A 20,271-nucleotide genomic window follows, 5' to 3' on the forward strand; every position below is an offset into this window, starting at 1 on the left:
GGATAAGGATAATTATACTATGTGTAACGGAATTTCGATATGAACTGTCGTTCCTTCGTTTTCTGTACTGTCAATAAAAATATGCCCATTATACATCTCTACAATTCGTTTACATATGACAAGTCCAAGACCTGTTCCAGTATCTTTATTAGTAAAGAACGGATGAAAGAGGTGTTTTTGAATATGTTGCGGAATCCCTTTTCCAGTATCTGTAATCTGCAATTGTGCGTGTGTTTCATTGTTTTTTACTACAATGGTTAGTGTATCACTAGAAGTCATGGCCTCAATTGCATTTTTTGTAATGTTTAAAACCACTTGTTTCATATGGTCTTTCGAACAACGGATATGAACAGGATGGTCTGGCAAATGTAAATGGAATACAATGTTATGTAAATTCGCCTCAGATTGAATAATTAATGCTACCTCATTTAGAATTGTTCTTACGTCATATGTTTGTTCGATGATGGCGGTTCGCTTGCCGAGAATAAGAAATTCACTTACAATTTCATTGATTCGCTCTATTTCTTGTTCAATTACGGAAAAGTAGAACTGATCTTGTTCATCTTTATATTTCTCTTTTAATAGAGCGACGAGTCCTTTAATTCCAGTAAGAGGATTACGGATTTCGTGTGCTGTACTTGCTGCAAAAGTTCCAACTAATTCAATTTTCTGTAGTTCATTTTGTTGTCTTTCAAGTTTTGTTTGACGTTTTAACAACATATATTGAGCAAGTAAAAATAAAATAGACATTAAAAATAAAGTAGCGATACACTCTATTGCAACCCACTGGTATAAGTTTTTTTGATGAATAGGTAATGGTGAAACAGAGACCTTCCAATTTAATCTTTGGAGTGGAGTAGTAAGCATATTAGAATGCGTATCACTTGTGTCATTATTATCATCGGTTAGAAAAACTACATCATGTTTATCAGTTACCTCAAAATGGTATTGTGGTTTAATGGCATTTAAAGAAGATGAAATGTAATCAAAGCGTAAACTAGCTAATAATAATCCTGAGAGCTCCTTCTGTTTATTGAATATGGGGGCAGCAATCATAATAGCTTTATGTCCAAGAACGCGATCAGTAATGACTGATGATACAGTGGTTTTTTTAGTTTGTAGAACGTCTTGAATATATTTACGGTCTGAAACATCTACGGGCTTTGATTCATCTTCAGATGCGATTGTAATGACCCCTTTTGGTGTAGCGTAATATAGACCAGAAAAGCGTGCATCGTTTCCATCTGTATCATGTACAATTTGTTTAATGCCATTTATATTACCAGTCTCGGTGCCTACAACTTTTGCAAGCATGTCTAAAGCAGAAATTGCTTCACCAAGATGATGATCTAAATAATCTCTATATAAAAAGAGAACTGTATGAGCGGATAATTTGTTTTCCTGTTTCATTTTATATGTATGATACGAATAAAATGTAGCACCAATCCCTATTGTCGGTAGGATAACAAGCAATATATATATAATTATGCTTTGGAATTTGACTTTCAAATGTGGTACTCCTTCTTTTTTTATTATCATTATATATAAACTATGTTAAAATTGTCATGTTTTTATTCAAGAATGATTCTTAATATATTAGGGGAGAGGAAATGGATGAGTGAATGCTCATTCGGAATTCACATGAAGTATGAAGTGGCATTTTCTTTTTATTGCTGAGAATTTAAGTGAAGGGTTGAAAGTTGTATGACATCAAATAATGAACGAGAAGATATTTCTCAATCTTTAAAAGTATTTATTGCATTATCTCGTGTACATCGTTCTGTTATGGATACTACAAATAAATCTATACAAAGTAACGGGTTAAATCCAACGGAATTTGCTGTATTAGAACTGCTATATCATAAAGGCGGTCAACCACTCCAGCAAATTGGTGAGCGCATTTTAATAGCCAGTGGCAGCATTACATATGTTGTAGATAAGCTGGAGAAAAAGGGATTAGTAAAGAGAATCCCATGCCCGAATGACAGACGTGTTATTTACGCGCAATTAACTGAGTCTGGCGAGAACTTTATTGCTTCTATTTTTCCGGGGCATGAGAAAGTTATACATCGGTCTTTTGAAATGTTAACGAAAGATGAAAAAGATGAATTACTTGATCTATTAAAAAAAATTGGGAAGTATGAAAAATAATAATATGTTCCAAAGGAGCTTTGGATAAATAAATCCAAGGCTTTTTTATTTGCAATGAACTCAGGGTAGTAACTGCCGAATTTTGTTGAAAATTAAGAGGGAATTCGGGAATACGTATTGAATTATAGTAAAGGTATGTAATGGAGAGGAGGCTCGTTCATGTCATTTAAAGACTATGAATATAAACGCCCAAATATTGAAGAGTTAAAAGAGAAATTTACTGTTGCTTTAGAGAAGTTTGATAACGCAAAAACTGTAGAAGAACAAAAACAAGTCATTCATTCAATTAATGAAATTCGCAACGATTTTGGTACAATGGGAAACCTTTGTTACATTCGCTATTCTGTTGATACGACGGATACTTTTTATAAGGAGGAGCAGGATTTCTTTGATGAATTCTCTCCAGTTGTACAAGGATATGGTACAAAATATTATAAGGCACTCATTAATTCTCCATTTCGTGAAGAATTAGAGGCGTATTATGGAAAACAATTATTTGCTCTAGCAGAATGTGATTTAAAAACATATTCAGATGAAGTCGTGAAAGATTTACAATTAGAAAATAAATTATCGTCGCAATATACACAGTTATTAGCATCTGCAAAAATTGACTTTGCTGGAGAAGAAAGAACGTTATCGCAACTGATTCCGTTTATGCAAGGAAAAGAAAGAAGCGAACGTAAAGCAGCAAGTGAAGCATACTACGGATTTTTAGCTGGAAATGAGGAAGAACTAGATCGTATTTATGATGAGCTTGTTAAAGTGAGAACGAAAATCGCAAAATCTTTAGGTTTCAAAAACTTTGTTGAACTTGGATATGCAAGAATGTACCGTACAGATTATAATGCGGAGATGGTGGCTAATTACCGTCAGCAAGTGCTGGATTATATCGTTCCCGTTACAACGGAATTAAGAAAGCGACAACAAGCACGTATCGGTGTAGAGAAGTTAGCTTATTACGACGAAAACTTTGAGTTTGCTACAGGGAACCCAACTCCAAAAGGAGATGCGGATTGGATTGTTGATCATGGAAAGACGATGTATAAAGAGTTATCGGCTGAGACAGATGAATTTTTCAATTTCATGCTAGATAATGATTTATTAGATTTAGTTGCGAAAAAAGGAAAAGCTGGTGGCGGATATTGTACATATATTGAGAATTATAAAGCGCCATTTATTTTCTCAAACTTCAATGGAACATCTGGTGACATTGATGTATTAACACATGAAGCAGGTCATGCTTTCCAAGTATATGAAAGTCGTAAATTTGAAATTCCAGAATATAATTGGCCAACATATGAAGCGTGTGAAATCCACTCTATGAGTATGGAATTTTTTACATGGCCATGGATGAAGCTATTCTTTGAAGAAGATGCAGATAAATATTACTTCTCTCACTTAAGTTCAGCACTTCTGTTTTTACCTTATGGCGTATCAGTTGATGAATATCAACATTATGTATATGAAAATCCTGAAGCATCACCTGAAGAGCGTAAGACAGCATGGCGTAACATAGAGAAGAAATACTTACCGCATCGTGATTATGAAGATAATGATTATTTAGAGCGCGGTGGTTTTTGGCAACGTCAAGGGCATATTTATAGTTCACCTTTCTATTATATTGATTACACGCTTGCTCAAATTTGTGCGCTACAATTTTGGAAACGTGCAAGAGATAATAGACAAGAGGCGTGGGAAGATTATGTGAATCTGTGTCAACAAGGTGGAAGTAAATCGTTCTTAGAATTAGTAGAAGTTGCAAATTTAACATCACCATTTGCTGAAGGCTGTGTGAAAAGTGTTATTACAGAAATTGAAGCATGGTTACATGCGTTTGACGACACAAAATTGTAAAAAACATGCGCTTTTTTTCACATGTTTAACATCGACATAATGGGAAAATGATGAGATAATAAAAGAAAATTCAGAATACTAAAGAGGTGTTTCTAATAAGGAGCACCTCTTTTCACCAACAAAAGGGGGGAACAAGTATGCTTCAATCTAATATGGATGTGAGTTTAGAAAGTTTAGTAAACTCATTACAGTCTACCCGAAGCACGCTATTATCAGAAATTGAAATGTTAAATGATACAGAAGTGAATGTAAAGCCACGCCGTGATAAATGGAGTATTACTCAAATTTTACACCACTTGCATTTAGTTGAACAATCTGTCACGTCTGCCCTTGTATATGCTTTACAAAAAAACGAAAGAAACATGACTCCATTTAAAGACCTCCAACTTACGCTTGATCGCACACATAAACGAGAAGCTCCTCAGCAAATGCAACCAACAGAAACTTTAATGAAAAAACAGCAAGGAATTCAATTACTAGAACATTCACGACAAGAACTATTACACGCGCTTCATAGTGTTATAGATGAAAAAGATCTATTTGAAAATGGATTAAAGCATCCTGTTTTTAATGATCTGAATTTGTATCAATGGGTTCAATTTCTTGATTTGCATGAACAAAGACATCTTACGCAGTTAAAAGAGGCGAAACATGCAATTTTGCAACGCTAAAGTGGAAGAAGTGGGAAACCACTTCTTTTTTGATATGTGCATAGTTTTCTTTCTTATTTTGGAATACTACATGGAGAAAGAAAAGAAGGAGTTGAAAAAATATGTCTAAGAAGAAGCGAGAAGAGGAGCGCGCCTGGAAAGCGCGTAAAGAAAATCAACAACCGCACGGAAAAGTGAAAGCTTTTGCTGAATTAGTTGAAGGAACAGAAAAAACGTGATGATTATTTCATCACGTTTTTTGTATGAGTGGAAAAGTTAATAAAAAGGTTGTACCGATTCCTTTTTCACTTATAATATCAATTTTTCCGTTCATAGCTTGAACAACACTGAATACGACCATCATTCCAAGTCCAGTGCCTTTTTCTTTCGTTGAATAGAAAGGCGAACCAAGACGTTTTACTTGTTCTGAATCCATACCGATTCCTGTATCTTTTATATATAACTGAATATGCTTATGATCAGGAACTAATGTGAAATAAAGATCACCGCCTTTTGGCATAGCCTCAATGCAATTTTTAAAAATATTTAATAAACATTGATTTAGTTTTTGTTTTTCTCCAGCGATAAAAAAAGAAGTGCTTTGCTTTATATAATGAGTACGTACATTTGTTAAATTAGCAAGCGGTGTAATTAACGACAATGCATGTAGTAATTCTTCTTCTAACTGTAATGTTTGTTCTTTTTCAATGCTTGGTTTGGCAAAAGTTAAATAATCTGTAAGAACATGATTTGCTTGTTCGATGCCGTTAATGGCAATGTCGATATATAATTTTCGTTCCTGCTCAGTGCATGTATCTGATTGTAACAGTTGTAAAAACCCTTTCGTTGAAGTTAATGGATTGCGAATTTCATGAGAGATAGACGCTGCCATTTCACCAATTAAATGAAACTTTTCAGCATTTATAAGTTCGTTTTGGAGACGAACTTGAGTTTGTAATATGTGTAGTAAATATAAAATTAGGATCGTACCAAGCATTGAACATAACTCATATACAATAATATGCGGTATATAATCAGTCTTATTTGTAACCTTTGAAAGAAAGAAAGGTATCCAACTAAATCCATATGTGAGACTGTAGATAATAGCAAGTGTTATTTTTATACGATTAGAAGTTCGATTGAAAAATTTATATGTTAATAGTAGAACAATAAATAGAAGAACAGAACCGATAAGAGATGGGAAAACACCTACCCCACCTAATAGTAAGCGATATATGTTTAATACAACTAAGATAGAACCACCAGCAATAGGCCCTCCCGTTAATGTACCGACAATTAATACAATATGGCGCATATCAAATTGAAAACCATTATTTGTTTTTGCTGCAAATGTAATACAGAGTACGGTAGCGAGGCAACACAATACAATAAATATAGCTGAATTTAATTTAGGAGAGCGTTTCCCTTTTTGATTCCAAAATAAATGATATACGAGCATTGTAATAAGGATGAATAATATATTTAAAAAGAGATAAATAATAAAGGATTTCAGTGGGATGCCTCCTCTCTTCTTATATTAAATTAATCATACTATAAAATGTAAGAAATGAAATAATAAATAGCGGAAAAATCAGAAATTTTTACGCTAGTATACAATATGTTACAATAAGCTGTGTCAATGAAAGAAGAAATTCCGTGCACCGCGCGGGAGAGGTTCGCGAACTCCCTCTATAAAAAACTATGGAAACAACAATATCCTTAGGTATTGTTTTGTTTTTTTATTGTGACAGTTCAAGAACGTTCTTTCTTCTTATTTATAGTAGAGAAGGAGAATGAGTGAAATGAAAAAAGAAAAAGCAGTTGTTGTTTTTAGTGGAGGACAAGATAGTACAACATGTTTATTTTGGGCAATAGAGCAGTTTGCAGAGGTAGAAGCTGTAACGTTTAATTACAATCAACGTCATAAGCTAGAAATTGATTGTGCAGCGAAAATTGCAAAAGAGCTAGGAATAAAGCATACGGTACTAGATATGAGTCTATTAAATCAACTTGCTCCAAATGCGTTAACGAGAACGGATATGGAGATTACACATGAAGAAGGTGAATTGCCATCGACATTTGTAGATGGACGAAATTTACTCTTCTTATCATTTGCTGCTGTATTAGCAAAACAAGTTGGAGCACGTCATATTGTAACGGGTGTATGTGAAACTGATTTCAGTGGTTATCCAGATTGCCGTGATGTGTTTGTGAAATCGTTAAACGTTACTTTAAATTTATCCATGGATTACCCGTTTGTCATTCACACGCCACTTATGTGGATTGATAAAGCTGAAACATGGAAATTATCAGATGAACTTGGAGCATTTGAGTTTGTTCGAGAAAAAACATTAACATGTTATAACGGAATCATTGGTGATGGTTGCGGTGAATGTCCAGCGTGCCAACTTCGTAAAGCAGGATTAGATACGTACCTACAAGAACGCGAAGGAGCGAACAACTAATGGATAATTTCTTTGGATTTCGCATCGTAGAAAATTTGCAAAAAATGGACAAGGATATTCAGCGTAAACAGCTCAAATACCATAATAAAAGAGTAATGGTCAGCAAGGAATTTACATTTGATGCAGCACACCATTTACACTGTTATGAAGGGAAATGTAAAAACTTACATGGTCACACATATAAAGTTGTATTTGGAATTAGTGGATATGTAAATGAAATAGGACTTGCAATTGACTTTGGTGATATAAAAGAGATTTGGAAGAATGAAATCGAAATTTATTTAGATCATCGTTATTTAAACGAAACGTTACCTGCAATGAATACGACTGCTGAAAATATGGTCGTTTGGATTTATGAAAAGATGGCAGAGGCACTAACTAAAGAGAATCGAGTGAACGAATATAAAGGAGCTCGCGTAGAATTTGTTCGTCTATTTGAGACGCCGACTAGTTATGCGGAAGTAAGACGGGAGTGGATGCTCGATGAGTAAAATCCCTGTCTTAGAAATATTTGGTCCGACTATTCAAGGTGAAGGAATGGTTGTAGGGCAAAAGACAATGTTTATCCGTACGGCTGGTTGTGATTATAGCTGCGCTTGGTGTGATTCTGCTTTTACATGGGATGGATCAGCTAAAAATCAAATTAGACAGATGACAGCAGAAGATATTTGGGATGAGCTTGTTGCAATTGGAGGAGAAAAATTTTCTCATGTTACGATTTCAGGCGGGAATCCGGCATTGCTGAAAAATATTGAGTTTCTTCTTTCTATATTAAAAGAAAATGGAATGCGGACGGCAATTGAAACTCAAGGGAGTAAATGGCAAGATTGGTTACTTCAAATTGATGAAGTAACAATTTCTCCAAAACCACCAAGTTCGACGATGAAAACAGATTTTCAGAAGTTAGATGCTATTATTCAGAAACTAGCAGGAAAAGATATTAGTTTAAAAGTAGTAGTATTCGATGATCATGATTTTGAATATGCAGTTAAGATGCACGAACGTTATCCAGATGTACCATTTTTCTTGCAAGTAGGAAACGATGATACAAAAACAGTGGATGATGCGATGCTTATTAAAAAATTATTAGATAAGTATGAGTGGCTGATTGATAAAGCTGTAAATTGTAAAGAGATGAATGATGCAAAAGTATTGCCCCAGCTTCATGCGTTAGTATGGGGAAATAAACGCGGCGTATAATGAGAAGGGATGTTTAAAATGACAGGAAGATTAGATGAAGATTTAAAAGATGTAACATTACTAGGAAATCAAAATACAAAATATTTATTTGAATATAGCCCAGAAATATTAGAGGTATTTGATAATAATCATCCAAACCGTGATTATTTTGTAAAATTCAATTGTCCTGAATTTACAAGTTTATGTCCGAAAACAGGACAACCAGATTTTGCAACAATTTATATTAGCTATATTCCAGAGCAAAAAATGGTAGAGAGTAAATCTTTAAAGTTGTATTTATTTAGTTTCCGCAATCATGGTGATTTCCACGAAGATTGCATGAACGTTATTATGAACGATTTAATTAAATTAATGGATCCACGTTACATTGAGGTATGGGGGAAATTTACACCACGTGGTGGCATTTCAATTGATCCATACTGCAACTACGGTCGCCCGGGGACGAAGTATGAACAAATGGCTGACTACCGCATGATGAACCACGATCTATATCCGGAAACAATTGATAATCGTTAATAGAAAGAAAGGGCCTGTATACTATACAGGCCCTTTCTTTCTATTATATTATGCATTTTGATTAATGACAGTATAGTTTTTATGACTTACAACTGTAAGAGGTTCCATATCTAGTTCTCTAAAATTCTTCATAATTGTTATATCAACAATAACAGAGTTTTGATTTACTTTTTGAACACGGCCTTGCATTCCACCTTTAAATTCGATGATATCTCCAGTTTCTGCGATCTGCATAAGCAACTCTCCTTGTTACAGTTTTCCCAAAAAAAGAATAAATTTGGGTTTTTTTATTTCCTCCTATTTTGAACCATATTTCCTACTTTGTAAATGTTTCCAAAGTAAAAATTCGAAAAATATTCACTTTTTGTAAGAAAATATGTAGAAAATCCATGTTATTTGAAAAAAATAGCAAAAATGCGGAAATCTTTATATCGAGGTATAATGAAAAAGTAGAATAACCTGCTGAAGTGGGAGAAATTAGAGGCGGTAAAATGATGTTTGAATTTGTGGGGAGTGTTATAGCTTTAATTTTATTTTTATTTTCTTATATGCATTTAAAAAAGATTCGTCAATATGATACGAATACATATTTTGATGGGATGGATGGTACCCATGCTTCGATAACACATGATAGTGGTGGGGAGATGTAAAGGTATATAACTTTCTTTTCTTGCGTGGTATGATATTTAGAACTAGTGCATAATAGAGTTCGTAAGTGATGAATGGAGAGTGAAAAGAATGAAGATTTCTTTTATTCGTCATGGTTGTTTAGGTCGTATAAGAGAACCGATGACAATTAATTCATTTCACGAATGGATGAAACAGTATGATTCCGAGTCAATGATACAAAAAGCTAAAATGCCGATAGAAACAATAGAGGCAATTGAAGCAGCGAAATTTGTCTTAACAAGTGATCAAAGGCGTGCTGTACAATCAGCAGCTGAATTGACAGATTCTTTATCTTTTATGCAAAATTCTCTTTTTAGAGAAGCTGAAGTTCCTTCATGCTTTTTTGCTCCGAAGTGGTTGAAATGCACAATTAAGGTATGGATGTTCATTGGACGAACGTTATGGATACTTGGCTACCATAAAGATGTTGAGTCTTATAAGGAAGTAAGAGAGAGGGCAAGGCAAGCGGCTTACCTGTTACATCGTTATGCTCTCGTACATGGAAGTATTGCTCTTGTAGGTCATAAGTATTTTAATTCGATGATTGGAACGGAGCTGAGGGCAATGGGATGGTCTGGTTCTCCTATTTTGCATAGAAAGCCATGGGGATGTACAACATATACGTTTCACGAGGCGATGGATGGAAATATATTAAATACGAATTTAACATAAAAGCACACGATTTATATAAATCGTGTGCTTTCTTTTTAAGATATAGAAATTTTGACGTTTAATGTTTTTACGAGATGAGCATAAGGTTCGCCTACTAGCATAACAATTTCATCTTTTTTATAACCTAACTTTTCGTATAGTGAATAGGCGCGTGTGTTTTCTAAATTAACAAGTAAAGCGATTTTTTCATGCCCTTTTTCAGTTGCATAGATTTCGGCAGCTTCAATTAATTTAGAACCTATACCTTTTCCGCCGTGTGCACTTGAAACTGATAATGTATCAATGTAATACTCATCAAGCTCAGCTTCTTTTTCTAACGTAATTGATTCATCTTTATGTAATTCTCTTAAGTGATGTACAATTGGTGCGTCAAGCTGTGTTGCTTCACTACCGTGATAAGCGACAATAATCCCAACTGCACTCTCGTCTTGTTCATAGACAAAACAGTTTTCGTAGCTCAGACGGTTATTTTCTTTTGAGAACCATGTCTCAAGTCCTAGTAATACTTCTGCTTTAACTGTGCTACCTGTGATTTTTTCAGCAATTTCATGCAGAGCATTATACAATAAAGGAGCTATTGCCATTGCATCTGTCTTTTTTGCTTTCCGAATCATAGTATCCCTCCTAGTTCTATTTGTATATTGTAGCATAGTGGTATGGAACTTTGCATAATTGAATGCCGAAATGTTTGATATAGAGAAGTAGCTATGTTAGTATATGATATTTAGTGGACATATAGTAAAACGATATTGTTTGCGAAATAACGAAAATAAAATCATGGCATAACAACGAGATAAAATGAAACGTTAATCAGTAAGACTTTTGTTCATTCCACGACTGATTAGTAGCCAACACCAATCGGACCGCCTGCAAATAGCGGGATAATTTTACAGTTGTTGACCTATAGAATATACGATAAAATAAAATATTGCAGAGAGGTGAAATACATGGATAAAGAATTAGCAAATACAATTTTAGATCAGCTGAAAAATGGTGAAATAACGGAGTATGTTGTTACGAAAGATGTATTTTATACGTTCAGAGAAGTTGTTGTAAATAGAGAAGACTTTAAGCATTTCATTGGTAACGCACAACGAGGCGGGCAAGTGATTTATACATATTCAGAAACGCCACGTTCATAAAGGGGAATTTTGATCAGCAGGGCATCCCTCACTGATTAGTAGCCGACACCAATCGAACGTTTAATGCGGGATAAATAAAAGATAAAGGAGAGGGGAATTATGGGCGATTTTAAACAAGGCATTTTACCACATTGGGATTATATGTGGAAAGATAGAGCCGGCAATAGATTTATGGGAATGGTTATGTATCCAGAGAAACGAAAATGTTCAGCAAAAATGCTTCAGAAAATAAAAAGAGCATATGAAGAAGCGGTAGAAATTAAAGTAACTGTACAAGTTCAACATACATATCAGTACGTAGAAGGAATGATTGTATACTTTGATGAAGAGGCTCCTGTATGTACAATGCTTGATAAAGATGAAAATCCACATCACATATTTGTAAAAGATATTTTGCGTATTGAGCACTCTGAATAAACTTTTCATAAATAAATTGAAGTTCCATAATAATAATCTTTTTCTATAATAGTTATCTTTTAGTATGTAACGAAAAACGAAAGTATATGTATAATATATTTAATAAGGTAAATTTGATAAATGTAATCGTTTTTTAGAGCAGATTATAGTTTCATATCTGTTCTTTTTTGCGTGATGCTGGAGAAATATATTTCTTCAGCATCTACCGTTTTATGACAAAATATATTGTTAACTTTTTTTAAAATAAGATTAAATTCGTTGACAACTTTTTTGAAAAGCACTTTATTGACATGAGTTTTAGAATGTTGTTTCATAGTCATTGTATTGAAAAAAAACGGCTATCATGTCGAAAAGTAAAAGTTAAAAAAAGAAAGAATTTATACATATATCTTGTGTCTTATTTTGAAACGTAATACAATATATAGAGAAATCAAGAACAACATATAGAGAATATAGATTTGAGAGGGAGGGTCGGAAATGTTAGTTGCATATGATTCTATGACAGGAAACGTGAAGCGTTTCATTCACAAATTAAATATGCCGGCCGTTCAAATTGATGAAGATCTAGTAATAGATGAAGACTTTATTCTTATTACGTATACAACAGGTTTTGGCAATGTACCAGAACGTGTTTTAGACTTTTTAGAGCGCAATAATGAAAAATTAAAAGGCGTATCTGCAAGCGGCAATCGTAACTGGGGAGACATGTTCGGTGCAAGTGCTGACAAGATTTCTACTAAATATGAAGTGCCTATTGTATCAAAATTTGAGTTATCTGGAACAAATAACGATGTAGAATATTTTAAGGAAAGGGTGCGGGAGATTGCGACACATTGAACTGAATAATGAAATCACGCAAATGCAGGACGGTTTTTATCAGCTTCATAAAGATAAAGAGGCATTAGAAGTCTTTATGGAAGAAGCTAGAGAGAATACCGTTCCTTTTAATAGCGTGGCAGAGCGAATGGAGTATATGAAAGAACATGATTACTATTACAACGTTCTGGACGAGTATAGCTTGGAGGAAGTAGAGGGAGTATATAACATCGCTTATGGTGAAAACTTCGAGTTCCAATCTTATATGGCAGCATCTAAGTTCTACAAAGATTATGCGTTAAAAACGAATGATCAAAAACAATACTTAGAAAGCTATGAAGATCGTGTAGCAATTGTGTCATTATACTTAGGACGCGGTGATGTTTCGAAGGCAAAACAATTCGCAAGCATGATTGTAAAACAAAACTACCAACCAGCGACACCAACCTTTTTAAATGCGGGAAGAAGCAGAAGAGGAGAAATGGTGTCTTGTTTCTTGTTAGAGATGGACGATAGCTTAAATTCAATTGGCTTTAACATTAATACTGCGATGCAATTATCGAAAATCGGCGGGGGAGTAGCCTTAAACTTATCTAAGCTACGCGCACGTGGTGAGCAAATTAAAGGTATCGACAACGCTGCAAGTGGTGTAGTGCCTGTTATGAAATTGCTTGAAGATTCGTTTTCATATGCGAATCAGCTTGGCCAACGAAAAGGTGCCGGCGCAGTATATTTAAACATTTTCCATTGGGATATTATTGAATTCCTTGATACAAAAAAAATAAATGCCGATGAGAAGAGCCGTATTCAGTCTCTATCAATCGGAATTATCGTTCCAAGTAAGTTCTTTGAGCTTGCTGAGAAAAACGAACCTTTCCATGTTTTCGCGCCTTATACGGTTTATAAAGAATATGGCAAGCATTTAGATGATATTGACATTGATGAAATGTACGATGAATTAATGAGCAATCCGAAAGTGAAGAAGAAGCCACTAGATATTAGTGCACGTGATATGCTTATTAAAATCGCTATGATTCAGCTTGAGTCTGGTTACCCATACTTAATGTTTAAATCAAATGCAAATAATCAACATCCATTGAAGGATATTGGAACTGTGAAGATGTCGAACTTATGTACAGAAATCTTCCAGCTTCAAGAAACTTCAGAAATAAATGATTACGGTACAGATGACATTATCCGTCGTGATATTAACTGTAACTTAGGATCGTTAAATATCGTAAACGTAATGGAAAATAAAGAAATTCGTGAAGCAGTTCATGCGGGAATGGAAGCTTTAACAGCTGTTTCTGATATGACGATTATTCCGAATGCACCAACTGTGAAAAAAGCAAATGACGAGCTTCATTCAGTTGGACTTGGAGCAATGAACTTACACGGATATTTAGCAAAAAATAAAATCGCTTATGAAAGTGCAGAAGCGAAAGAATTCGCTCGTACATTCTTTATGATGTTAAATTACTATTCTATTGAGAAAAGTATGGAAATCGCTACAGAAAAAGGCGAGACATTTAAAGACTTCGATAAATCTGATTATGCGAATGGCACATACTTCGAAAAGTATGAAACGACAGATTACAGCCCAGTAACTGAAAAAGTTCAGCAACTATTTGAAGGAATTCATATTCCGACAAAAGAAGATTGGACAAGTTTAAAAGAGCAAGTGCAAAAGAATGGTTTATACAACTCATATCGTCTTGCCATTGCTCCAACACAATCAATCAGTTACGTTCAAAATGCAACTTCAAGCGTAATGCCGATCGTAAGTCAAATCGAATCAAGAACATATGCGAACGCGACAACATATTATCCAATGCCGTATTTATCAAAAGATACGTTCTGGTACTATAAATCTTCTTACGATATGAATCAGTTTAAATTAATTGATTTAATCGCAGAAATTCAAGAACATATTGATCAAGGAATTAGTACAATTCTTTACGTTAATAGTGATATTTCAACACGTGAATTAGCACGTTACTACATCTATGCACATAAAAAAGGCTTAAAGAGTCTGTATTATACGAGAACACGTAAATTAAGCGTGGAAGAGTGTGTGGCGTGTACCGTTTAATGGCATATTGCCATACTAAATGAATAACCCAATAGTATGAGCAGGGTTATGAACCCTGCTCATACTTGGTTTGTTCTACTAAACGGTTAGCTTTTCATTGTTAGATGGAAATTTAACCGTTCAGTAGAACAATAATAGATATAGGGGTGATTCAATGCGCGCTGTTAACTGGAATAAAAAGGAAGATGATTTCAGTTTAATGTTTTGGAAGCAAAACATCGCTCAGTTTTGGACAGAAGAAGAAATAGCGGTTTCGTCTGACAAAAATACTTGGGTGCAATTATCGAAAGAAGAGCAAATTGCTTATAAGCGTGTATTAGGTGGTTTAACACTTTTAGATACGAAACAAGGTGGCGAAGGAATGCCACTTGTACTTGTTCATCTTGAAAATTTACAAGCGAAAAGTGTATTAGCTTTCATGGGAGCTATGGAAGAAGTACATGCGAAAAGTTATAGTCACATTTTCACAACATTAGCTACAGAAGAAGAAATTGATGATATTTTTGACTGGGTAGACAATCATCCGTTACTTGAGAAAAAAGCTGGTATTATTACTAGTTACTATCGTCGTTTATTAAAGCCTGAAGTAACGAAAAAAGAGTTATACATGGCAATGGTAGCAAGTGTGTTCTTAGAAAGTTACTTATTCTATAGTGGATTCTTCTATCCACTTTACTTAGCTGGTCAAGGTAAACTGACGGCAAGTGGTGAAATTATTAACCTTATTATCCGTTAACTTATGGCGGCTTTTGGTAGAGATACCAATTGAAAAACCCTTTTAATTGCTGGGACCCCCTATTGTAAATTTATCTGTATTATTATTGATGAATATATGCATTCAGGTTATTCTCTAACTATCAATAGATGGAAAGGAGAATAGCTGATAGGGCAATCAGCAGCGAAGCCTTTATCTAGCGATAACATGTACGGAAGTATCAGACATCGAAAACTGTATAGACAGTGGTGGGTGCGATACGTAGATAAAGGAACGTTCAACGACTATCCCAATGGCGGTGAAATTCCGCAAGAGGAGTAGGGCCAAGCGGTGGGTGAGAATCCCTTAAATCGAAATGGAGGGCTACCTGAGAAGGTAGATGATATAGTCTCTTCTTACAGGAAACTGTAAGCTGTATAAACGGCATAGGAGTAGCGAACTTATGTGAAGGTAAAGGATGAGTCAATTCACGGCGTATTCGTCGGTATTTTAGCACAACAAATCTTCGCAGAACTTTCTGCAGAAGAGCAACAAGAAGTGCAAAAAGAAACACAAGAGTTATTAATGGAACTATATGAAATTGAAATGGCCTATACAGAAGAAATTTACACTTCTATCGGTCTTGTAGAAGATGTAAATCGTTTCGTTCGTTACAATGCGAATAAAGGGCTTATGAACTTAGGACTTGAGCCGAAGTTTGAAGAAGAAGAAATTAACCCAATCGTTTTAAATGGTTTACGTACAGATACGAAAAACCATGATTTCTTCTCTGTAAAAGGAAATGGTTACGTAAAAGCAACGAACGTTGAAAAGTTAGCTGACGATGACTTCGTGTTTAACTTTTAATATAGGATTATAAAGAAAAGCTGTCTTATTCATTGATAAGACAGCTTTTCTTTATAATTTTGTTTACATAACACTATTATTTCTATATAGCGATTTATGTTTGGGAAGTTCTATTCGGTTAACGGATAGAACTTTTTGTAATTAAATGGGTATTTACAAACTTTTTGTATCAGTGTATTATTTAACTAGTACACCAATACAAAAGGAGGGAAGAAATGAAAATAGAGTTTTCTCCAAATATACCAATTTACATTCAGGTAATGGAATACATAAAAAAAGAGATCGTAACAGGACAGTTATTGCCTGGTGATAAAATTCCCTCTGTCCGTGAATTAGCGAGTGAATTACAAGTGAATCCAAATACGATTCAGCGTACATTTCAAGAGCTAGAACGGGATGGAGTTGTTGTAACACGTAGAGGAATGGGACGGTATGTAACGAATGAAGGGGAGAAAATAATGGAGCTGCGAAAAGAGATGGCGAAAGAATTACTTCATTCTTTTATAGATGGAATGGACAATTTAGGTTTTTCAGAAGAAGAAATTCTTACAATTCTTCGTTCTTCATTGCATGATAAGAGGGAGGAGAGCCAATGACAGAGCTATTAAAAATAGAAAACTTATGGAAGAGATACGGATTAAAAGCAGTGATCCGTGAATTAAACATAGAGATTACGGAAGGGAAAATCGTTGGGCTTGTTGGAGATAACGGGAGCGGGAAAACGACGTTATTGAAAATGATTGCAGGCTTGCAACACCCTTCTGAAGGCAGTATCACAATAGACGGTAAAAAGGTAGGATTACAGACGAAAGAAATCGTTTCATTTATGTCCGATAAGCCAATCTTTGATGATTGGATGACTGTAAAAGACGCTTTATTTTTCTACCGGGATTTTTATAAAGACTTCGATATTCAAAAAGCGGTAGATACGATAGCGGAATTTAAAATACCGCTAGAAGAAAAAATTACAGCATTGTCAAAAGGTATGGTTGAGAAGCTGCAGATTATTTTAACGTTTTCTCGAAAAGCGAAGCTATATGTACTAGATGAGCCATTGGGCGGAATTGATCTTGTTTCTAGAGAACATGTATTGGATCTAATTCTACAGTTCTATAGGGAAGATTGTACGATATTAATTTCCACTCACTTAATAAATGAAATTGAAAATATTTTTGATGAAGTGATCTTTTTAAAAGATGGAGAAATGGTTCTATATGAAAATGTAGAAGAAATTCGTTTTCAGAGAGGAAAAGCAGTTCATGAATTGTTTAAGGAGGTGTTTAGTAAGTGAAGTCAGTACTTTCCTATTTATGGAATGTAAATAAGAAAAGATATATTGTTACTTTCTTATTCTTTGTGCTAATTGAAGCTGTGTTATTTTCACAAATGATTGTAAGAAAAAGTGATGCGGCTATCAGTAGACAAGAGGGTATATTTGGAATCATTATGATTATATTTTTCTTTTATATTGTTTATATGTTTATACAAACAATGAAATCATATTCACGCTTACTAACTAATCCAATGTTACGACTTACAGCAATATCTGGGAAACAATATGTAATTTCTATGCTTATTTTCTCATTTATCGCAATGGCTATATGGTATGGGATATGTGGAATTCTTTTCTACGTAAGTTATGTATTAGCTTTTCCTACGACTTCTGTATATGTAGAAGCAAAAGAGATTATGCAAGTAGGCATAATTAATAATTTAATATATACGATAAGCGATTTATTTGAGTTTTTGTTTAGTGTTTTACAAATCATATTGGTAATTACTCTAGTAAAGTTACTTACGAAAAAGAAAAAGGCGCAAAATATACTAATCGTTATTATTTTCCTAGTAATAAATATAGCGATTACTTTAGCGACAACCTTGCTAGGAAAATTAGCTCCAGCTTTCCAAGTATTACGAAGAGTAGAATATCATAGTGAAAGCAAGAGTCTGTTTATTAATATGTTTCAAGAAAATGGATTTAACATTTTTAATATAAGTTTCATGGTAATGGTTAGTGCTCTAATAATATATGTAATTGCTTATATTATCGATAAAAAACTAGAAGTCTAAAGGAGGAATCAGCATTGGGAAACGTAGTAGTAAAGTTAGAGAATGTTCGAAAAAGGATTGGTGGAACGGAAATTATTCGTGGTTTATCATTTGAGGTTCGTGAAGGAGAAGTATACGGATTCCTTGGACCGAACGGTAGCGGTAAGACGACGACGATCCGTATGATGACAGGTCTTATTTCAATGACAGAGGGCGATATTACAATTTGTGGACATAGTATTCGCTCGGAGCGTGAAAAGGCACTAGAGCAAATTGGAGCGATTGTAGAAAATCCTGAACTATATGATTATATGACAGGAATGCAAAACTTAAAGCATTTTGCGAACATGGCCATTAAACCAATTAGTAAAGAGCGCATTGCTGAGATTGTAAAGCTTGTTGAATTAGAGCATGCAATTCATAAAAAGGTGAAAACATATTCACTTGGTATGAAACAACGTTTAGGAATTGCACAGGCATTACTTCATCAGCCGAAAATCTTAATTTTAGATGAGCCGACAAATGGATTAGATCCAGCTGGTATTCGCCAAATTCGTGATTATTTACAACGTTTAGCGAAAGAAGAGAATATTGCTGTAATCGTATCAAGTCACTTATTGAGTGAAATTGAATTAATGTGTGATCGCGTCGTTATTATTAAACAAGGTGAGTTTGTACAAGAGTACAACTTACATGAAAAAGTGAAGCATGATGAGGCAGTCGTTGTAGCGTTTGAAGTAGATGAAGTTCAGAAAGCGAATGAAATTATTAAAGGTAAAGCGAAAGGGAATGTAATTGTAGCATCTTTAACAAAAGACAACATTCCACAAATTGTAAAAAAACTTGTTCATGCTGATGTGCTTGTATACGGAGTTACTGTTCAAAATAAAACGTTAGAGGATGAGTTCTTAGCGATTACTGGGGGAGTGAAAGCGTAATGTTTAAATTAATTCAAAATGAATTTTTAAAGTTGCATGCGAAAAAAGGTATGTATATTTTAATTGGTGTCATTGCGGCACTCGAAATTTTAGGTACTTTAGCAATGTTGAAGTGGGGAAAAGGTGATGAGTTTAAGGGATCATATTTAGATTATGCAAACTCAGAGATTGGCTTAATTGTTTTATTTACAACGATTTTTGGGATCACACTTGCTGCCCGTACTCTTACTGATGAGTTCCAAAAAGGTACAATTAAACAATTGTTAATCCGTCCAAGAAAAAGACTTGCAGTTTTATTTTCTAAATATATTACAGTGTTATTAGCAATGTTATTTATCGTATTAGCTGGTATGCTAATTGCAATGATTATTGGCGGTATTGTAATGGATGGTAGTAAAACAGAATTAACGTTAGGAATCGTAATGAAGTCCACTTTATATCAACTACTTTCACCGTTCTTTTTTGCAACACTTGCATTTTTCTTAGCAAATGTCTTTAGAAAGTCTGTATTACCATTAATTATTACGATGTTCCTATTCTTCTTACAAGGTGCAATTAACATGGTATTAATAATGTTTGCAAAAGGTGTAGCGAAGTTTGTAGTATTCAACCATTTGGATTTAAGAGCTTACGATAGTAATAAATTAATCAATGGTGGAATGGAACCAACATTTACAGAATTTACGTTTACAACTTCATTATTACTTGTAGCTGCATACTTTGTTGTGTTACTTGTAGCATCAAGTGCATTATTCCAAAAACGTGACGTATTATAATAAAAGAAATCCCCGCTTGTAAAAACGGGGATTTTTATTACATAAATTTCACTTGGATTGCAACTTGAAGAACAGAGATATGGTATTTTAAGAGATATGCTGTTTGAAATGATTTGAGAAAAATAGGAAGAATTTCAACTAGATTCATATTGTAATTTAGTTATCCAATTATTTATAAGGAAAGGACGCCTATAAAATATTGATTCAAGTTTTACTTTATTTTTTACTATCTTTGGGGGTGTTTCATGTGCACTATGCATTTTCACGTATAAGGCTACGTAGCTTTTTTGGATGGATGATTAT

General features: G+C 34.3%; 23 protein-coding genes, 3 pseudogenes and 1 riboswitch. Of the genes and pseudogenes, 22 read left to right on the top strand and 4 right to left on the bottom strand.

Annotated features, from left to right (window positions below):
• Positions 1 to 12: 12 nt before the first annotated feature.
• Positions 13 to 1,509, bottom strand: a complete 1,497-nt coding sequence (locus MR167_RS12975) for a DUF3149 domain-containing protein (protein ID WP_063675130.1) — start codon at positions 1,507 to 1,509, stop codon at positions 13 to 15.
• Between the two features lie 195 nt (positions 1,510 to 1,704).
• On the opposite strand from MR167_RS12975, the gene MR167_RS12980 reads away from it, so the two are divergent.
• The 4 genes from MR167_RS12980 (at position 1,705) to MR167_RS12995 (ending at position 4,894) form a co-directional block, all read left to right on the top strand.
• Complete coding sequence (locus tag MR167_RS12980) at positions 1,705 to 2,151, top strand: MarR family winged helix-turn-helix transcriptional regulator (RefSeq protein WP_000203339.1); 447 nt, start codon at positions 1,705 to 1,707, stop codon at positions 2,149 to 2,151.
• A 159-nt stretch (positions 2,152 to 2,310) separates the two neighbouring features.
• Complete coding sequence (locus tag MR167_RS12985) at positions 2,311 to 4,005, top strand: M3 family oligoendopeptidase (protein WP_242314790.1); 1,695 nt, start codon at positions 2,311 to 2,313, stop codon at positions 4,003 to 4,005.
• 137 nt (positions 4,006 to 4,142) lie between these two features.
• Positions 4,143 to 4,676 (top strand): DinB family protein, encoded by a 534-nt coding sequence (locus tag MR167_RS12990; RefSeq protein ID WP_000941975.1) that lies wholly within the window; start codon positions 4,143 to 4,145, stop codon positions 4,674 to 4,676.
• Between the two features lie 101 nt (positions 4,677 to 4,777).
• Positions 4,778 to 4,894 carry a DUF6254 family protein gene (locus tag MR167_RS12995; RefSeq protein WP_000038355.1) on the top strand — a complete coding sequence of 39 codons (117 nt, stop codon included), beginning with the start codon at positions 4,778 to 4,780 and terminating at the stop codon, positions 4,892 to 4,894.
• 11 nt (positions 4,895 to 4,905) lie between these two features.
• Here MR167_RS12995 and kinB read toward each other — a convergent pair whose 3' ends face one another.
• On the bottom strand, positions 4,906 to 6,114 hold the full coding sequence (kinB, locus tag MR167_RS13000; protein WP_133963950.1) for a sporulation sensor histidine kinase KinB: 1,209 nt from the start codon (positions 6,112 to 6,114) through the stop codon (positions 4,906 to 4,908).
• A 206-nt stretch (positions 6,115 to 6,320) separates the two neighbouring features.
• Positions 6,321 to 6,364, top strand: a riboswitch (PreQ1 riboswitch).
• Between the two features lie 93 nt (positions 6,365 to 6,457).
• Here kinB and queC point away from each other — a divergent pair.
• The 4 genes from queC to queF are packed head-to-tail and all read left to right on the top strand — an operon-like array spanning position 6,458 to position 8,836.
• Positions 6,458 to 7,120: a 7-cyano-7-deazaguanine synthase QueC gene (gene queC / locus MR167_RS13005; protein ID WP_000711598.1), complete on the top strand. Its 663-nt coding sequence runs from the start codon at positions 6,458 to 6,460 to the stop codon at positions 7,118 to 7,120.
• Positions 7,120 to 7,611, top strand: a complete 492-nt coding sequence (queD, locus tag MR167_RS13010) for a 6-carboxytetrahydropterin synthase QueD (RefSeq protein ID WP_000368414.1) — start codon at positions 7,120 to 7,122, stop codon at positions 7,609 to 7,611. Before queC ends, queD begins: the two co-directional genes overlap by 1 nt.
• Positions 7,604 to 8,320, top strand: coding sequence for a 7-carboxy-7-deazaguanine synthase QueE (gene queE, locus MR167_RS13015; RefSeq protein ID WP_000036303.1), 717 nt, complete (start codon positions 7,604 to 7,606; stop codon positions 8,318 to 8,320). The genes queD and queE overlap by 8 nt, the downstream gene beginning before the upstream one ends.
• Positions 8,321 to 8,338: 18 nt before the next feature.
• Positions 8,339 to 8,836 carry a preQ(1) synthase gene (queF, locus tag MR167_RS13020; RefSeq protein WP_001986050.1) on the top strand — a complete coding sequence of 166 codons (498 nt, stop codon included), beginning with the start codon at positions 8,339 to 8,341 and terminating at the stop codon, positions 8,834 to 8,836.
• A gap of 48 nt (positions 8,837 to 8,884) precedes the next feature.
• Here the strand turns inward: queF and MR167_RS13025 are convergent, their stop codons facing one another.
• Positions 8,885 to 9,070, bottom strand: a complete 186-nt coding sequence (locus tag MR167_RS13025; protein ID WP_001165082.1) for a YkvS family protein — start codon at positions 9,068 to 9,070, stop codon at positions 8,885 to 8,887.
• A gap of 260 nt (positions 9,071 to 9,330) precedes the next feature.
• Here MR167_RS13025 and MR167_RS13030 point away from each other — a divergent pair, with 260 nt between their 5' ends.
• Together MR167_RS13030 and MR167_RS13035 are read left to right on the top strand one after the other, a co-directional pair.
• Positions 9,331 to 9,486 carry a hypothetical protein gene (locus MR167_RS13030; protein WP_002083105.1) on the top strand — a complete coding sequence of 52 codons (156 nt, stop codon included), beginning with the start codon at positions 9,331 to 9,333 and terminating at the stop codon, positions 9,484 to 9,486.
• 88 nt (positions 9,487 to 9,574) lie between these two features.
• Positions 9,575 to 10,177: a phosphoglycerate mutase gene (locus tag MR167_RS13035; RefSeq protein ID WP_000703092.1), complete on the top strand. Its 603-nt coding sequence runs from the start codon at positions 9,575 to 9,577 to the stop codon at positions 10,175 to 10,177.
• 35 nt (positions 10,178 to 10,212) lie between these two features.
• On the opposite strand, the gene MR167_RS13040 is transcribed toward MR167_RS13035, so the two are convergent.
• A complete protein-coding gene (locus MR167_RS13040; RefSeq protein ID WP_000619550.1) occupies positions 10,213 to 10,791 on the bottom strand; it encodes a GNAT family N-acetyltransferase in 579 nt (192 codons plus the stop codon).
• Positions 10,792 to 11,124: 333 nt separating this feature from the next.
• Between MR167_RS13040 and MR167_RS13045 the strand changes: the two genes are divergently transcribed.
• The 12 genes and pseudogenes from MR167_RS13045 (at position 11,125) to MR167_RS13095 (ending at position 19,968) form a co-directional block, all read left to right on the top strand.
• Positions 11,125 to 11,319, top strand: coding sequence for a hypothetical protein (locus tag MR167_RS13045; RefSeq protein ID WP_000356686.1), 195 nt, complete (start codon positions 11,125 to 11,127; stop codon positions 11,317 to 11,319).
• A 99-nt stretch (positions 11,320 to 11,418) separates the two neighbouring features.
• Positions 11,419 to 11,736: a hypothetical protein gene (locus tag MR167_RS13050; protein WP_242314792.1), complete on the top strand. Its 318-nt coding sequence runs from the start codon at positions 11,419 to 11,421 to the stop codon at positions 11,734 to 11,736.
• A gap of 477 nt (positions 11,737 to 12,213) precedes the next feature.
• Positions 12,214 to 12,573: a class Ib ribonucleoside-diphosphate reductase assembly flavoprotein NrdI gene (nrdI, locus tag MR167_RS13055; protein ID WP_000959447.1), complete on the top strand. Its 360-nt coding sequence runs from the start codon at positions 12,214 to 12,216 to the stop codon at positions 12,571 to 12,573.
• Positions 12,560 to 14,644, top strand: a complete 2,085-nt coding sequence (nrdE, locus tag MR167_RS13060) for a class 1b ribonucleoside-diphosphate reductase subunit alpha (protein WP_001215843.1) — start codon at positions 12,560 to 12,562, stop codon at positions 14,642 to 14,644. The genes nrdI and nrdE overlap by 14 nt, the downstream gene beginning before the upstream one ends.
• A 154-nt stretch (positions 14,645 to 14,798) precedes the next feature.
• A pseudogene (locus MR167_RS13065) lies at positions 14,799 to 15,377 on the top strand (ribonucleotide-diphosphate reductase subunit beta); the annotation flags it as partial.
• 201 nt (positions 15,378 to 15,578) lie between these two features.
• Positions 15,579 to 15,680, top strand: a pseudogene (locus MR167_RS33340) (nuclease); the annotation flags it as partial.
• Between the two features lie 129 nt (positions 15,681 to 15,809).
• Positions 15,810 to 16,205: pseudogene (locus MR167_RS13070) on the top strand (ribonucleotide-diphosphate reductase subunit beta); the annotation flags it as partial.
• A 215-nt stretch (positions 16,206 to 16,420) separates the two neighbouring features.
• Positions 16,421 to 16,801 (top strand): GntR family transcriptional regulator, encoded by a 381-nt coding sequence (locus MR167_RS13075; RefSeq protein ID WP_000687506.1) that lies wholly within the window; start codon positions 16,421 to 16,423, stop codon positions 16,799 to 16,801.
• Positions 16,798 to 17,496 (top strand): ABC transporter ATP-binding protein, encoded by a 699-nt coding sequence (locus MR167_RS13080; protein ID WP_127725715.1) that lies wholly within the window; start codon positions 16,798 to 16,800, stop codon positions 17,494 to 17,496. Before MR167_RS13075 ends, MR167_RS13080 begins: the two co-directional genes overlap by 4 nt.
• The gene (locus MR167_RS13085) at positions 17,493 to 18,275 is read left to right on the top strand and encodes a hypothetical protein (protein ID WP_000843921.1); all 783 of its coding nucleotides are present in this window, start codon (positions 17,493 to 17,495) and stop codon (positions 18,273 to 18,275) included. Before MR167_RS13080 ends, MR167_RS13085 begins: the two co-directional genes overlap by 4 nt.
• Positions 18,276 to 18,289: 14 nt before the next feature.
• Positions 18,290 to 19,192 carry an ABC transporter ATP-binding protein gene (locus MR167_RS13090; protein ID WP_000528817.1) on the top strand — a complete coding sequence of 301 codons (903 nt, stop codon included), beginning with the start codon at positions 18,290 to 18,292 and terminating at the stop codon, positions 19,190 to 19,192.
• On the top strand, positions 19,192 to 19,968 hold the full coding sequence (locus MR167_RS13095) for an ABC transporter permease (RefSeq protein WP_000475427.1): 777 nt from the start codon (positions 19,192 to 19,194) through the stop codon (positions 19,966 to 19,968). The genes MR167_RS13090 and MR167_RS13095 overlap by 1 nt, the downstream gene beginning before the upstream one ends.
• Positions 19,969 to 20,271 lie beyond the last annotated feature (303 nt).

The organism is Bacillus cereus group sp. BfR-BA-01355, from assembly GCF_022663675.1.
Taxonomy (GTDB): domain Bacteria; phylum Bacillota; class Bacilli; order Bacillales; family Bacillaceae_G; genus Bacillus_A; species Bacillus_A thuringiensis_S.